The organism is Paenarthrobacter sp. Z7-10 (assembly GCF_026932795.1).
Lineage (GTDB): Bacteria > Actinomycetota > Actinomycetes > Actinomycetales > Micrococcaceae > Arthrobacter_M.
In genome coordinates this window covers 44372-59385 of sequence record NZ_JADPVH010000021.1, presented here as the reverse complement: position 1 = coordinate 59385, position 15014 = coordinate 44372, and the positions used below count along the sequence as shown (strand labels likewise).

Sequence of the window (15014 nt, the reverse complement as noted above, 5' to 3'; positions counted from 1 at the left end):
AGACGGTAACTTGAGGTAAGACAGGCAGTGCTTTAAGACAAGCGGTGCTCTGAGGCGGCAGGGCCGGAGGTTCTCCGACCCTGCCGCCCGTTAATGCCTTGGGTAATGCTTTGGGCCGTCCCCCATTCCGAGACCATCGCCTGTCCGGAATAGAGCCTGTCCGGAGAGCATCGCCTGTCCGTATGGGGCTCTATGCGATCCTCGATGACGCCCGAACAATGAGTTCCGGCTTCAGATGCTCCGAGACCACGCTTTGGCCGGCCATGATGTCCGCCAGCAGTTCAAGGGCCCGCCGGCCCATCACGTGCATGGGGGAGCGGACCGTGGTCAGCGGTACCAGCATTTCGGCTGCTAGGGGTGTGTCGTTGTAGCCGACTAGGGCGACGTGCTCCGGAACGCTCAGGCCATGGTCGCGGAGGGAACCAAGGGCGCCAATAGCGGCGAAGTCGTTGGTGGCGAAAATGGCGTCGGGATAGCGCCCGGAACGCAATACCGCGTTTGCCGCGGCACGGCCGCCAGCGGCATCGAAGGGACCGTGCACGATCCGGTCCGCCGAAATGCCGATTCCCGCTTCCTTGAAAACGTCGGTGACACCGCGGGTCCGGTCCCGGGCGGTGGACGCAAAGGGCAGGCCTGCCAGAATCGCGACATTCCGGCGGCCAATGGACAGCAGATGTTCGCCAACGAGCCGGCCGCCCAGGTAGTCGTCGCCCGTCACCGAAATATGCGCCCCTGTGTACCGGCTGACCAGCACGAACGGAATATCCTGCGCTGCTATTTCTTCCAGGAAGGAATCTTCCAGGTGGGCATCCCCGAAGATGAGTCCGCCCACCCGGCGTTCGATCATCATGGACGTCCGTGCCCGCCGGTTGTCGGCCCGGTCCAAGGAGTTCGTGACGAAGGTGGAGAGCCCGTGCTCTATCGCCGCTTCCTCAATCCCCTCATAGACCGTCGCGAGGACGTAATCCTGAAGCCGCGGCACAATCACCCCCACCAGGTTGGACCGGGCCGTGCGCAGGTTCGCCGCATAGACGTTCGGGTGGTAACCGCGCTCGGTGGCCAGGTTGCGGATGCGCTGGACCGTTTCGGCCGCCGCCCATTTCGAAGGGTCACTTCCAGAAGCATTGAGGACGCGCGACACCGTGGACGGATGGATACCCAGCTCATCGGCGATCATCCTCAGCGTGACGGTCGGGTTGCGGCTCTCGCCCACTGTCGCCTCCTCGAAATATTTGCCAGATTTGGCGGTCATCAAAAGTCTAGCGTCGCCTGAGCTGCTCCAGGCCAACGGCCGGCGGGGAAGGCTGCGCACCGCGCTGATCACACGACACTGCAATGCCCAATCATTTGGGCAACATTACACAATCGATTGCGTAAGTCCATGGAGCAGTGTTACCTTTTTCCGTAACGGGGATCACAACGGGGTCCTCAGAGAGGACCGGGGTCCTCAGAACGGACCGGGGTCCGCGGAACGGAACGCGGCCGCAGAAGGCCGCCGGCCCCTCAACGCCAAGTGGCCCCCGTCCCCATACGGATATCGAGAAAGGCACTTCCATGTCCCACGGACGCGCAGAGCTGTCGCCGTCGCCCTCACAGCCGGGACGTCAGGCCCGCTTCAAGCCCAACTACCGCTACACCGTCTTTGCCATGGTCGTGCTGATCACTGTGATCAACTACGTGGACCGCGGAGCGATTTCCTACGCGGCGAACCCCATCATCAGCGAATTTGGGCTCAACAAGGTCCAGTGGGGTGAGGTCCTCGGTTACTTCGGCTATGGATACATGGTGGGTGCGCTCTTCGGCGGCGCGCTCGCGGACCGAAAGGGCCCGCGCTGGGTCTGGGGCTGGGCGGTGCTGCTTTGGTCCGTCTTCGAAATCGGCATGGCATTTGCGGGCAACATCGGCATCGCCATCTTCGGCGGGTCAGCTCTGGTGGGTTTCGCAGTCTTCCGCATCCTTTTCGGCGTGGCCGAGGGACCCACGTTTTCCACCATCAACCGCACGATGGCGAACTGGGCCACCGTCAGGGAACGCGGCTTCGCAGCGTCCCTGGGACTGCTCGGCACGCCGCTGGGCGCTTTGCTCGCCGCGCCCATTGCGGTCTTCCTGCTCACCGTCACCGGGCAGTGGCGCTGGATGTTCGTCATTCTGGGGCTTTTGGGCCTGGTCTGGCTCATTTTTTGGCGGCGGATCTTCACCAACCTTCCGGAGGACAACGCCAAGGTTTCGCCGGACGAACTGGGCGTGATCCGCAGTACCGACGGCATGCTCGCCGACGAGCGGAGCCTCTCCACCGAGGAGGAGAAGGTGCCCTGGTGGTCCTTCTTCCAGAGCCGCACCCTGGTGTTCAACGCCATTGGCTACTTCGCGTTCCAGTACGTCAACTTCATGATCCTGACCTAGACGCCGAAATACCTCCAGGATCAATTCGGCTTCAACCTCGGCTCGCTCTGGTATCTCGGGATGATCCCATGGATTGGCGCCTGCTTCACGGTGCTGCTCGGAGGCAAGATCTCCGATTGGCTGCGCCGTCGCACGGGCAGCCTATGGATTGCGCGCAGCGGTTTTGCTGCCGGTTCGCTGCTGCTGACCACCGTGTGCTTCTGCCTCATCCCCACGGTTCACAGCGCCGGCGCCGTGCTGCTGCTGATGGCCATCGGCAACGCACTCAATTCGCTGCCGAACGCGGTGTACTGGATCGTCGTCATTGACACGGCCCCCACCCGCGCGGGCACATTCGGCGGCATCAGCCACTTCATTACGAACATCGCCACCATCGTGGCCCCGACGCTCACCGGTTTCCTGGTGGCCCTGCACGGCTACAACTCGATGTTCATTGCTACGGCGGTGGCAACGGCCGTCGGCATGCTGGCCATGATCTTCGTCCGGCCCGGCGTACGCTCCTCGAAGTCAAGGTCAGGGGCGGCGGTATGAGAGCGGACTCGCTGGCCGGGACGGGCCCCTTTGGCCAGGTGGGCATCGCCGAGGTCGCTGGCCGGATCCGCGGAGGCGAAATAACCGCCGTCGAAATCACCGAGCAGGCGCTGGCTGCGGCGCACGGCCTTGGAACAGAGCTGAATTGCTTCGTCACGGTCGACGACGACGGTGCACGGCGGGCGGCGCGGCTCGTCGACGCGGAACTTGCCGCAGGTTTGGACCGCGGTCCGCTGCACGGCATTCCGGTGGGCATCAAGGACATGATCGCCACTGCCGGATTGGCCACCACCATGGGTTCACGGCACTTCGCCGGGCATGTTCCCCACATCGATGCAGCCGTGGTCAGTTCCCTGCGCACCGCCGGGGCCGTGATTCTCGGCAAAACCCAGACCCACGAATTCGCCTACGGCCCGACCAGTGACCGTGCGGCCACGGGTGCGGCCCGCAACCCGCAGGATCCCTCCCGAATGACCGGCGGGTCCAGCGGCGGGTCTGGTGCGGCCGTTGCTGCTGGAATTGTTCCGCTGGCGCTGGGTACCGACACCGGTGGATCCGTCCGGATTCCGGCGGCTTTGTGCGGAACGGTGGGGCTTCGCCCGAGCCAGGGAGCCGTGGACGTGCAGGGCGTCTTTCCGCTCGCACCCACCCTGGATGTGGTGGGCCCCCTGGCCGGTTCGGTAGCGGACGCGGCGATCGGCTGGTGGGCGTTGTCCGCAAAGCCGGAAGGCTTTGGCGCCCGGTGGTCGCAGTGCACGCCGCCCCGGCTTCCCGACGGCGAGCGAGTACGCAATCTGCGCATCGCCCGCCCGAACTGCGACCTGACCGAGCGGGTGGAGGCAAGCGTTCGGACCGCTGAGCAGTTGGCCGTTGATGCCCTTGACGGGATTAGCACCGTTTCGGGATCCGGCTCGGTTGCCCACGTTGCCCACGGTGCTCACAACGTCCATTTCCTCCACGGCGGTCTGCCGCTGCCGGAGATCGATGAAACCGAGGGCCCGTACTACGACATCCAGTCTGCGGAAGCCTATGCGGTCCATGCCGAACGGATGCGGAAGGCACCGGAACTCTTTGACGCGGAGGTCCTGGAACGGTTGCAGGCTGCTGCGGAAGTGCCAGGCTGGCGTTATGTCCAGGCACTGGACATCCGCCGGCGGCTGCGGGCCAGCGTGCTCGAGCGAATGTCCGCCGTCGACGTCTTGTTGATGCCGACCGTACCGCTGGAGGCGCCCGAGATCGGACAGCGGGACCTCGGACAGCTGGACCTTGGCCAGCTGCACCTTGGCCAACTGAACAGTAGCCAGCTGAACAGCAGCCCGGCAACTGGCTGGACCGGAGTTCGTGCGGCTTTGCTGGGTCTGACGATCCCATGGAGCCTGCTCGGCTTCCCAGCCATCAGCGTCCCGGTGGCTCTGCCGGGTGCGGCCATGCGTGGATCCGTCCAGCTGGTGGCCAAACCTGGCCAGGAGCTCCTGCTCCTCGACGCCGCGGCTCTGTTGGAGAGCAGCCTCGCGGCCCACGCCGTCAACTGATCCGCTGGCACGACAACTACCCGAAAGAACCCATGACGACTTCAGCCGCCGCAACTTCCAATGCTGCAATCTCCGCCGACAGGACTTCCCCCAGCTCCACCGGTCCGACCTCTGCAGGTACGACCTCCTCCGCGGGTACGACCTCCGCCGGTACGACCTCCGCGCTGCCCAGCTCCCGCACCCTTGAGTGGGTGAACAAGCTTGTCTCCTTCGATACGACCAGCCGCAATTCCAACCTGCAGCTGATCCACACGATGGCGGAGGAGCTCACGGCCCGGGGCCTGACACCAGTATTCGTTCCCAACGCGGACGGCAGCAAGGCAAATCTTTTCGCCACCATTCCGGCGCACGACGGTTCCGTCACGGGCGGCATAATGCTCGCCGGCCACACCGACGTGGTACCTGTAGACGGCCAGGACTGGGCCAGCGACCCGTTCACGCCCGAAGTCCGCGAGGGCAAACTGTATGGTCGTGGAACCACGGACATGAAGGCCTTCAGCGGCGTTATCCTGAGTCTGCTGCCCGAGTTGCTGTCCCGTCCGCTGGCGGAACCGCTGCATCTCGCCTGGACATACGACGAGGAAGTGGGCTGCCATGGCGCCGTCGTCCTGCTCGCCGAAATGGCGGCACGCGGTATCCATCCCCGGCTGAGCTTCGTTGGCGAGCCGACCAGCATGCGCGCCGTCTCGGCACACAAGAGCAGCCAGCTGTACCGGGTGAGCGTGAGCGGGCTTGCCGCGCACTCCTCGATGACCTCCACCGGCGTGAACGCGATCGAATACGCCGCCCGGGCCATCGCCTTCATCCGCTCCCTCGCCGATGAGCACAGGCTTTCCGGACCGTTCGATGAGAGCTTCATTGTTCCTTACACCACGGCCAACGTGGGCGTCGTCGAGGGCGGTGTCGCGGTGAATACCGTCGCCGACAGGTGTGACTTCGAATTCGAGTTCCGGACCATTCCGGGAGTCAATCCGGACGCCGTGATCGCCCGGATCGATGATCACCTCGGGACGCTCCGGGACGAGATCCAGCGGGAGAACCCGGCGGCCAACATTGTGCTGATGCCGCTTGGATCCGTCCCCGGCCTTAGTCCGGAGGGCCCCCGCGAAGCCCTCGAACTGGCGCAGCAGCTCACCGGCAGCTCCGCCGAGGAGACCGTCGTCTACGCCACCGAAGCCGGCCTCTTCCAGCGGGCAGGCATCGACACGGTGGTCTGCGGACCGGGTAGCATGGACCAGGGTCACACGGCCAACGAGTTCATTGAGCTGTCCCAGATCGCCGCCTGTGAGGATTTTCTGCGGGCCCTCGCCGCTCATCTTGCCGCTAACTGACCTGGCCGGCGGCGCAGGCAACTGCGCAGCCGCACTTCCCGAACGGAACGAAACCCAATGACCCACGAAGCAGTCGACAGTCTCGAAAAACAAGGCACGAGGCAGCCGGCACAGCCAGCCGCCGTCGTCGCCCTCCAGCGCCGGGACGCCCGTAAAGCCGTCGTCGCAGCCTCAATCGGCAACGGCCTTGAATGGTTTGACCTCATTGTCTACGGCACATTCGCCGTCGTCATCTCCAAACTGTTTTTCCCTACCACCAATGAAACGGCGTCCCTGCTGCTGGCCTTCGCCTCCTTCGGAGTGTCCTTCATCATGCGGCCCCTCGGCGGCATCATCATCGGCCGGTACGCGGACCGGGCCGGCCGCAAGGCGGGCATGATGGTTTCCATCCTCGTGATGTTCATCGGCACCCTGCTGATTGTGCTGGCACCCACGGCGGCCGCCATTGGCGTCACAGCGAGCATTCTTGTTTTGCTGTCCCGGCTGCTGCAGGGCTTTGCCACCGGTGGTGAATTCGGTACCGCAACGGCTTTCCTGATCGAATACGCGCCCAACCGCAAGGCTTTTTACGGCAGCTGGCAGGTGGCGACCCAGGGCGCAGCCATCCTGCTGGCCGGAATCTTCGGCTTCGTTCTGAACACCTACCTGAGCGCCCACGCCGTGGAATCCTGGGGCTGGCGGGTCCCCTTCATCTTCGCCCTGGCCATCGGTCCGGTGGGCTGGTACATCCGGTCCAAGATGCGCGAGACCCCGGAGTTTCTGAACACCGAACGGTCCGCGGCACCACTGAAGGAAACCTGTATTGGCAACGGCGGCCGGCTCTGGGCCATCGTCGGAGTCGTCTCGCTGGGATCCGTGGGGGTTTACATTGCTCTGTTCATGCCCACTTACGCGATCGTTAATCTGGGCATGCCCAAGGCTGCGGCATTCGTCTCGACCCTGATCTTCGGCGTGGTCATGAGCATCGGCTCGCCCTTTATTGGCACCTTGGCCGACCGGGCCGGAGCGGCCCGCGTCATGACCTGGGCCGCTGTCGGAACGCTGATCTTGGGAGTTCCGGCATTCATGCTGCTCATAGCGGCACCCGCGCTGCCCACCATGATCCTGGTCGAACTGGTCCTGTCTGTGCTGGCCACCGCCTACTTTGCGCCGCTGCCGGCCATCATGTCCTCAATGTTTCCTGCCCAGATCCGCACCACCGGGCTGTCCCTGGGCTACAACATCGGGGTCACTGTCTTCGGCGGCTTCGCCCCCTTCGTCCTCACCTGGCTAATTGGCAGCACCGGTTCCCTGCTGGTGCCCGGCTACTACCTCGTCGCCATTGCCGCTGTCTCGGTGGTGAGTTTGGTCATTTCCCGCCGGGTGTTTCGTCAGGCCTGATCCCTGCAAATCATCTGCTGGCGTTTGGCCAGGCCTGATCCCTGCGAATCGTCCGCTGGTGTTTGGCCAGGCCTGATCCCGTTGACCGCAGACGCCTTCAGTCGGCGGAGGCCTTGGCGCCGGCGTAGACCTTGGCGCCGGCGGGTGGCCCTATACCCGCGAGGGGCCTGCAGCTCGCGGCGGACTCGTTGGGGCCCTCGGGGGGCCGCGGTCGAAGGATGGGGTGGCGGCTACGGAGATTGGAACGGTTGTGTTGTTGCCGGAGCGGGGTGGGGCGGTAGATGAGTTAGTTGCTGTGTAAAGCTTGTGCCCAAGTTCATCAGCATCGAGGAAAATACCAGCAGGAAGATCAGGACGCCTGCGACGCCCAGGCATCCGAGTTGTGGCTTTGACGGCCGACGGGCCCTGGAAGACGCCGGCCGTGACCGTTGGCCCGAATGGGAAGTGGTTTGTTGCTTTGCTTGGAATTGCCGGGAAGGAGCGGATAACTGGAAACCGGCCCGCGGGTTTGTCTTCGCCTTTGCGTTGCCAGTCCAGGCTTTTCCAAGCTGGGCGCTTGTCAGGAGCGAGGGACTTGCCGCTCCGGTGAGGAGTTGCTTTAGATAGGCGTGAATAGCCTGCACCTCGGCTGGCTCAAGGACGTTCGGCAGGGCGTTGATCGCATCCGTCAGGGTACTTAGCCCCTGGATTCTCACCCCGCTGCTGCTGATGGCCTGCATGTCCGGCTGCCGGACCATGCATAACCAGCCATGAACCCGTTGACGATGCTTCGGATCCAACAGCACCGTCAAGGCTGCGACTTGCTCCAGCACACCAATAGTTTCCCTGATCCGGGTGCGCCCCTCCTGGAACAGAACACCCTCGCGCACTTCGATGCGGCCGGTCCAGTTCTTTGCATCAATGACGAGGACCCCGCCGGGCCCGACCAAAACGTGATCAAGGTTGGCCTTGGGTCGTCCCGGCCAATGAACATCGTGCAGCACGAGCCAGTCAGAAGGGTTCAGGGTCTTGAGTTTTTCTCCCACAAGAGCTTCACCGGCTGCTCCGGCAATCCACGCACGTTCATCCCGTTCGGCCTGTTGCAGCTGACGTTTCAGCCGCGCTACCCGATCTGCGGCCATCTGTGCCTGTTCGGAAGCCCCATCTCCTGCCGCCACGCCCCACGCTCCCCGGTTTGCATGATCCACCACCTGCAGCAAGCTGCAGGAATTACCCGGTAACTCCCTGGAAACGATTTAGGGCCGGATTCGTGGCTGAAAGTGAATCCGGTCGAGCTTATTCAGTGTGCAGCGTTACAGTCTTCTGGCGTGCCGTCCATCATGCCGCGGAGAAAGAAGATCGTAACGACCGAAATCGGGTCGACCACTATTGATAATCGGCAGCGGATGACGATTGGTAACGAACAAAGTATTACGTCGCCGGCTTTGCGGTCTTCTTGCGTCGCAGAGTGTTGATTCGCTCATGCTTAGGTCCCGTCCACCTGCGGCTGTGACAGCGGTCCGCTCACCGGTTCGCCATGAATTCTCACCGTTCGTTTCGTGTCGACGGCGATGACCGCGCCGACGATGACCATGGACAGGGCGATCGAGGCGGAAGTGTCGCTGATCCAGTGGTATCCGAGGTAGAGCCTGCTCACTACTTGGGCGAAGATGCCCAGTACGGCCAGAGCCACCGCCGCAAAGGTGAACACCGTCTTCTGGCGGCGGCTGGCGATCAGAAGGGCCAGCATGAGCAGGAAGTCGGAGGTTCCAAGGACATGGCCCGAAGGGAAGGAGAAGGAGGTATCGGGGCCGAAAAGCATCAGGTCGATGGGAGGGCGGGGATGTTTAACGAGGGGAGCGAGGATCTCCGCGAGGATGACGCCCAGAAGCATGGCGGCGGCGAGCAGGAGTGGCCGCCACGCGTGCTTGGCCAGGATGGTCCAGCTCACGGTGACCACGAGGACGATGATAGGCAGCGCGATGGGTCCGAAGATGATGGCGAGGGCAATCATGAAACCGGTGGTGCTTGGGGCCCGCTGGGCGTCAAACCAGTTCTCGACGGGCTGGTCCAGTCGTTCAAAGCCGGTATAGGTCAAAACTGCGGCCAGCAGAATCAGGAATCCGAGAAGTCTGACGGCCATCAGCACCGTCGAGGTGAGATACAGCCGGCGTCGCGCAGCAGCCGGCAGCCGGCGCTCTTCGACGATGAACTTCTGATGCCAACCGGCATGCTTCGGCCTGTCCACTGATCCGTTCCTCTTCATTCTGTTTCCTGTCCACCGGTCGTTGGAGCGAGTAAGTTGAATCCTAGTCAGAACCTCACAGTCGCCCTACTGCTGCTGCCACCGCGGTGGACTGGATGGATTGTCGTCTCCGGTCAGGACCACAGTCGCCCTACTGCTGCGGCCACCGCCTTGGCTTGTTCGCGCCCGGCGCGGGCCGCTGCCGCACGGAATGCGGGATTGAGTGAGTTGCGCCCCATCGCCTGCTTGGCGCCGCCGTCGGGCGTGATCAGCAGCGTGCGGACCTGCGGTCCGAGGGTTTTTAGCTGCGCGGCTGCCGACCAGCGCTTGCGGAGTGCCCCGGGAATCGGAGCCAGCACCAGGACGAGGTCGGCGCTGCCGCCACCTTGGTCGTAGCTGCTGCCGCGGCTGTTGCTGCCACCTTCGTCGTTGGCGCTGCCGCCATTGTTTATGCGGGCGAGGTCGGTATTGGTGCTGGAGAGGACGCCGCCGTCAATATAGCGGGCAGCACCGATGCTGACGGCCGGCCAGACTGTAGGGACGGCGCAACTGGCGGCGACGGCGTCCACGAGGGAAACGCCGCTGTCCCGGGTAAAGACCCGCCGTTCTCCGGTGCTGGCGTCGATAGCGGTGATCAGCAGTTCCTTACGCGGCCATTCCTCCCCGGGGACGCGCTGGGCGATGATGGCGCGGCGTTCAGATTCACTCACGGTTGCGGTGCGCAGCGCGGCGCGGCCGATCCGGCGGGCGATGGCTGCGTCACTGCCGGGCAGCAGTTGCGGACCCAGCAGGCCGACGACGTTGCGGAAGCCGAAGGCGGCCGGCACTTCGTGCGCGCCGCCGTCGAGCTGGGCACGATATGCCTCCTCCGGGGCAACGCCACAGGCGAGCCGGGCGCCGACGGTGGATCCGGCGGAACTGCCGATGATGCGGTCCGCGTCGCCCAGTTCGATGCCCTGCTGCGCCAGCCCCGCTATCAGACCGGTCTCCCAGCCGATTCCGGTTAGCCCGCCGGCGCCGAGGACGAGAGTTCTGATGTTGCTCATGGGTTTCCTTTTTCGCTGCAGTTATTGTCGGATGCATTCGCGGGGCCGCCGCCGCGCCAGCTATTCCGTCAGGGGTTTTCCACGCAGTTCCGGTAACGCGAAGGCGGCGCACGCGGCGAAGACGAAAACGATCGCGAAGACGATGAAGAGCAGTAAGGTCCCGCCGAGAACCAGGAGCGGCGGGACCAGCAGTGGGGCGGCAATTGAGGCAAGGCGGCCGAAACCGGCGGCAGATCCGGAACCTGATCCGCGCAGGCGGGTCGGGTACAGCTCCGGCGTCACGGCATACAACGCTCCCCACGCGCCCAGATTGAAGAACGAGAGGAGCATGCCGCTGGCGATAATCTGGGATTCGCTGCCATTGACGGCGCCGAAACCGAAGGCCGCGGCAGCGATGGCCGAGCCGACCAGGAAGGTGGACAAGGTGATGCGCCGGCCCCACTTTTCCACCAGGGATGCCGACGCCGCATAACCTGGCAACTGCGCGAGCGTGATGATGAGCGTGTATTCAAAGGACTTCACCAGCGGGAAGCCCGCCGAAACCAGGAGAGTCGGCAGCCAGATGAACGCGCCGTAGTACGAAAAGTTCACCAGGAACCAGACCGCCCAGATCAGTGCGCTCCGCTGCCTCAGATCCGGCGCGAACAGGTCCATCAATCGGGTGCGAACGGGTGCTTGCCATGCTGCCAACCCTGATGCGGGCACGGGGGCGCGCCCTACTGCAGCCACCGGCCTGTGGTCCTGGGCGGCAGATGCGGTGCCGGCGGAGGCTTCGAATTGTCGAACAACTTTCTCGGCCTCTGAATGCCGCCCCTTGGACTCCAGGAACCGCACCGATTCCGGCATCCTGAGCCGGACAAAGACCGCCCACACCGCCGGCAGCACGCCAATCAGCAGCGCCCAGCGCCAGCCGTCCGGACTTCCGGGGATCACCAGGTATCCCACCAGCGCCGAGCCCACCCAACCAACCGCCCAAAAGGCCTCCAAGACGACGATTCGGCCGCGGATACGGCGCGGGGCGAATTCGCTCACCAGCGTCGACGCGACCGGAAGTTCCGCCCCAAGGCCCAGGCCGACGATAAAACGCAGCAGCAGCAGCACTCCCACGGACCCCGCCAGAGCCGACGCGCCGGTGGCCGCCCCATACAGCAGCAGAGTAAGTGCGAAGACCTGCTTGCGGCCCAGCTTGTCGGCCAGCAGGCCGCCAACAGCAGCGCCGATCGCCATTCCGGCAAATCCTGCTGACGCCACCCAAGACAGCGCCGCCGCATCCGATTTCCAGGTCACCGACAGCTGGGCAATGACAAAGGAAATCAAACCGACGTCGAAAGCATCCAGTGCCCAGCCGACGCCGGACCCGGCCAGCAGGCTCGCATGACGGCGTGTGAACGGCAGTCGGTCCAGGCGTTCGGTCAGCGAATTCCGCGGAGGACTGTGCAGGGTCTCGGACATGGAAGCGTTCCTTCGGGGGCGAAGATAAGGCCGGCGTCAGATACGGCCAACGAAGATAAGGTCATTATGACCCAGACTAGTCGCCGGTGGCTCCCAGACGACAGCTACCTGTCCCTTTCCCCGTTCCTTTCCCTGCGTTCGCCCGGCCGATGGTCAGATACAGATGCTGGACGACGGTGTGCCGCTTTTGTAGGTTTGAGACGTACCTGCACATACTCGCCGGAGACCTGAAGGAGACAACATGCAGATTGACAAGCAACAAATCATTGACCACCTCAAGAGCCTTGGTGACCACGACAAGGCGGACCAGGCCCAGTCTGAACTGCCTGACAAGGTCGATACGGACAACGACTCGGGCCTGCTCGCCAAATTTGGCGTCAATCCAAAGGATCTGCTGGGCAAACTTCCCGGCGGCCTTGGCGGCCTTGGCGGCCTTCTGGGCTGAGGTGCGGTGCGCCCTTGGGCCGGGCCGTTGGGTGGAAGGCGCTGAGCATGAATGCTGAGATCAGCGCGGAGCATCATGAGGCCGAGACCGCGGTCAAGTAGTCTCGTGCCATGAATGGACAACCCAGCACATGGACAGCGCCCAAATTTCCGCTGGCCGAGGACGGGCCTTTGGTCGGCGCCGACCGGCCCATACTTGAGGGCTTCCTTGCCTGGCATCGAAGTACGCTGCTCAGGATCTGTTCCGGGCTGACAGGTGACCAGCTGGCCTCCCGTCCCGTACCGCCGTCGGCCCTGTCACTGCTGGGTCTGGTGCGCCATATGGCGAAGGTGGAACCCACTTGGTTCCGCCATCGCGCCGGCGGTCAGAATGTGGGTTCACCTTACGACCCGGCCAAGGGTAAGAACGCGGATTTTGATGACTTGGATCCGGCCGAGGCTAAGGGCGACTTCGAGCGGTTTGACGCCGAGTGCCGGCTGGCCGACGAGGCGGCCGCTGCGCTGGACTTTGACGACACGTTCCTCCTGCACGGCGAAGAGTATTCGCTGCGATTGGTCTCTGTTCACATGATCGCCGAGTACGCCCGCCACAACGGCCACGCCGACCTGCTGCGCGAATGTATTGATGGGACCACCGGGATCTAAGGCTGTCGGCACAATTGGTCGCTCAGACGCCATTTTTTCACCCAACTTGAATCCTCAAGCGAGCTGAACACATCACTTGAAACCTCAAGCTATGTGAAATAGTGGGTGTCATGAGTGAACCAGGCTGGCTGACTGCCCAGGAGCGTCAGGCATGGTTGGCGCTGCTCTCCACCATGACGCTGCTGCCCGGCGCGCTCGATGGGCCCCTGCAGCGACAGGCAAAGCTTTCGCTCTTTGACTACAACGTCCTGGCCATGTTGTCCGAGGCGGGGAACCGAACTTTGGCTATGAGTGAGCTGGGGTCCCGGACCAGTGCCTCGCTCTCCAGGCTTTCACACGTGGTCAAGCGGCTGGAGGGACGCGGACTCGTGCTCCGGTCCGCGCAGGAACAGGACGGCCGGGTCACGACCGCTTCCATCACGGAGGCAGGAATGGACCTGATCCGGCTGCTGGCGCCCCGGCATGTGCGCGATGTGCGTGAGTTGGTGTTCGACCAGCTGGACGCGGGGGATGCCGCCGATCTGGCGCGGATCGGGCGCAAACTGGTGCGCGGCCTGAATCCGGACCACTGGATTCTTCGGCCGCCCGAAGCCTGACTCTGTCCCGATCGTGCCCCTGTGTCCGCACAGATCGCAGTGTGGCTGCTGAAGCTCTAGAATTAGTCTAAACAGTTGACTTAAGGAGCTGCCCGGTGGGACGAGGTTCGAATCTGGAGCGCGTGGGAGGGTTCAACCAGGCGGTGGTGCTGGACGCTATCCGCAGGGCACCGCACGGAATCAGCCGCGTTGAGCTGGTCCAAGCGACCGGTCTGTCCACCCAGACCGTCTCCAACATTGTCCGCAAGCAGCTGGACCTGGGTCTGCTGAATGAAGGGCACAAGACGGTGACCGGGCCAGGAAAACCGCGCACACCGCTGACCATCGAGCCCCGGAGCCGGTTCGCCGTCGGCGTGCATCTGGACCCTTCTGTAATGACGTTCGTTGTTCTGGATCTGGCCGGCGACGTGGTGGCGCGCTGCCGGCACGAGATGCCCGCGGTCGCGGACCCGGATACCACCGTCGCGCGGATGGCCGCGGCCATCGACGGGCTGGTCCGCACGGCCAAGGTGCCGCGGGACCGGGTGCTGGGCGTCGGGATTGCCTCGCCGGGTCCGATCAACGAGGACCGGGGGATTGTCGTGGACGCTCCGCTGCTGATCGGTTGGCAGGCGGTCCGGCTGCGCGAGTCCCTGCGCGGGGCCACCGGTCTGCCGGTACTGCTGGACAAGGACGTGATGGCGGCTGCACACGCGGAGCTGTGGTCCAGCAGCCGCGGGGAAAATGAGAACTTCGCTTTTATCTACTTGGGAACAGGCATCGGCGCGGGGCTGGTGATCAACGGCCAAGTCATGCGCGGAGCCTCCAATAACGTCGGCGAAATCGGGCACTTCTCCACCGGTGAGGACGGGCCGCTGTGTGCCTGCGGGCGGTCCAGCTGCATCGGGGTCGCCGCGATGCCAGCCCATCTGGTCGAGACGGCGGTCGCGGCCGGAGTGTTGGAGGGGCCGGCGAGCGGAGCAGATCCGGAGTTGATCTCGGCGGCCTGGGTCAAGCTCGGTGCGCTGGCGCTGCAGGGCGACGCCGGAGCCCTGGGCATCGTTGACGCCTCGGCGCGGCGGTTGGCGCGGGTGGTTGAGGACATCGCGAATCTGATGGATGTGGAGCGGGTCATCTTTGGCGGACCCATGTGGGCGCCAGTGAGCGAGCGGTACCTGGCGGTGCTGCAGCCGACGCTCAGTCAGCGCTCCGCGGTGAGTGCCATTCACGATCTGGAGGTAATTGGCTCCGCTCTGGGCGAGGATATCGCCGCAGTGGGGGCCGGCTGCGCCATCCTGGACCACATCCTCGCGCCCAAACAGATGGGTCTGCTGCTGCAGGACTGACGCTGCAGGGGCCTGTATTCCCGCCCCCGAAGGGGATGCGCTTACTGGTGCGGGCATTACCCAGCACCGGCCTGCAGCCGCGCGCTGGCCGGCACCGAAATGTTT

13 protein-coding genes and 1 pseudogene are annotated in these 15014 nt (G+C 64.1%); 9 read left to right on the top strand and 5 right to left on the bottom strand.

The window, feature by feature from the left end:
- Positions 1 to 190: 190 nt before the first annotated feature.
- Positions 191 to 1252, bottom strand: a complete 1062-nt coding sequence (locus IV498_RS08375; RefSeq protein WP_269046103.1) for a LacI family DNA-binding transcriptional regulator — start codon at positions 1250 to 1252, stop codon at positions 191 to 193.
- A 302-nt stretch (positions 1253 to 1554) separates the two neighbouring features.
- Between IV498_RS08375 and IV498_RS08370 the strand changes: the two genes are divergently transcribed.
- From IV498_RS08370 to IV498_RS08350, 5 genes and pseudogenes are all read left to right on the top strand, one after another.
- Positions 1555 to 2403, top strand: a complete 849-nt coding sequence (locus IV498_RS08370) for an MFS transporter (protein WP_269046102.1) — start codon at positions 1555 to 1557, stop codon at positions 2401 to 2403.
- 21 nt (positions 2404 to 2424) lie between these two features.
- Positions 2425 to 2934: pseudogene (locus IV498_RS08365) on the top strand (MFS transporter); the annotation flags it as partial.
- Positions 2931 to 4466 carry an amidase gene (locus IV498_RS08360; RefSeq protein WP_269046101.1) on the top strand — a complete coding sequence of 512 codons (1536 nt, stop codon included), beginning with the start codon at positions 2931 to 2933 and terminating at the stop codon, positions 4464 to 4466. The pseudogene IV498_RS08365 and the gene IV498_RS08360, both read left to right, overlap by 4 nt.
- A gap of 32 nt (positions 4467 to 4498) precedes the next feature.
- Positions 4499 to 5797 (top strand): acetylornithine deacetylase, encoded by a 1299-nt coding sequence (gene argE, locus IV498_RS08355; RefSeq protein WP_269046100.1) that lies wholly within the window; start codon positions 4499 to 4501, stop codon positions 5795 to 5797.
- A 57-nt stretch (positions 5798 to 5854) separates the two neighbouring features.
- A complete protein-coding gene (locus tag IV498_RS08350) occupies positions 5855 to 7177 on the top strand; it encodes an MFS transporter (RefSeq protein ID WP_269046099.1) in 1323 nt (440 codons plus the stop codon).
- A 230-nt stretch (positions 7178 to 7407) separates the two neighbouring features.
- Here the strand turns inward: IV498_RS08350 and IV498_RS08345 are convergent, their stop codons facing one another.
- The 4 genes from IV498_RS08345 to IV498_RS08330 all read right to left on the bottom strand — a co-directional run bounded on the left by IV498_RS08345 (position 7408) and on the right by IV498_RS08330 (position 11899).
- Entirely contained in the window at positions 7408 to 8367 is a 960-nt protein-coding gene (locus IV498_RS08345; protein ID WP_269046112.1) for a nuclease-related domain-containing protein, read from the bottom strand.
- 275 nt (positions 8368 to 8642) lie between these two features.
- The gene (locus IV498_RS08340) at positions 8643 to 9422 is read right to left on the bottom strand and encodes a phosphatase PAP2 family protein (protein WP_269046098.1); all 780 of its coding nucleotides are present in this window, start codon (positions 9420 to 9422) and stop codon (positions 8643 to 8645) included.
- A 113-nt stretch (positions 9423 to 9535) separates the two neighbouring features.
- Positions 9536 to 10447, bottom strand: coding sequence for a patatin-like phospholipase family protein (locus tag IV498_RS08335; RefSeq protein WP_269046097.1), 912 nt, complete (start codon positions 10445 to 10447; stop codon positions 9536 to 9538).
- A gap of 60 nt (positions 10448 to 10507) precedes the next feature.
- On the bottom strand, positions 10508 to 11899 hold the full coding sequence (locus IV498_RS08330) for an MFS transporter (protein WP_269046096.1): 1392 nt from the start codon (positions 11897 to 11899) through the stop codon (positions 10508 to 10510).
- 241 nt (positions 11900 to 12140) lie between these two features.
- Here IV498_RS08330 and IV498_RS08325 point away from each other — a divergent pair, with 241 nt between their 5' ends.
- From IV498_RS08325 to IV498_RS08310, 4 genes are all read left to right on the top strand, one after another.
- Positions 12141 to 12344 carry a hypothetical protein gene (locus IV498_RS08325; protein ID WP_269046095.1) on the top strand — a complete coding sequence of 68 codons (204 nt, stop codon included), beginning with the start codon at positions 12141 to 12143 and terminating at the stop codon, positions 12342 to 12344.
- A 110-nt stretch (positions 12345 to 12454) separates the two neighbouring features.
- On the top strand, positions 12455 to 12988 hold the full coding sequence (locus IV498_RS08320) for a DinB family protein (RefSeq protein WP_269046094.1): 534 nt from the start codon (positions 12455 to 12457) through the stop codon (positions 12986 to 12988).
- 110 nt (positions 12989 to 13098) lie between these two features.
- Positions 13099 to 13584, top strand: coding sequence for a MarR family winged helix-turn-helix transcriptional regulator (locus IV498_RS08315; protein WP_269046093.1), 486 nt, complete (start codon positions 13099 to 13101; stop codon positions 13582 to 13584).
- Between the two features lie 95 nt (positions 13585 to 13679).
- Positions 13680 to 14909, top strand: a complete 1230-nt coding sequence (locus tag IV498_RS08310; protein ID WP_269046092.1) for an ROK family transcriptional regulator — start codon at positions 13680 to 13682, stop codon at positions 14907 to 14909.
- Positions 14910 to 15014: the final 105 nt, after the last annotated feature.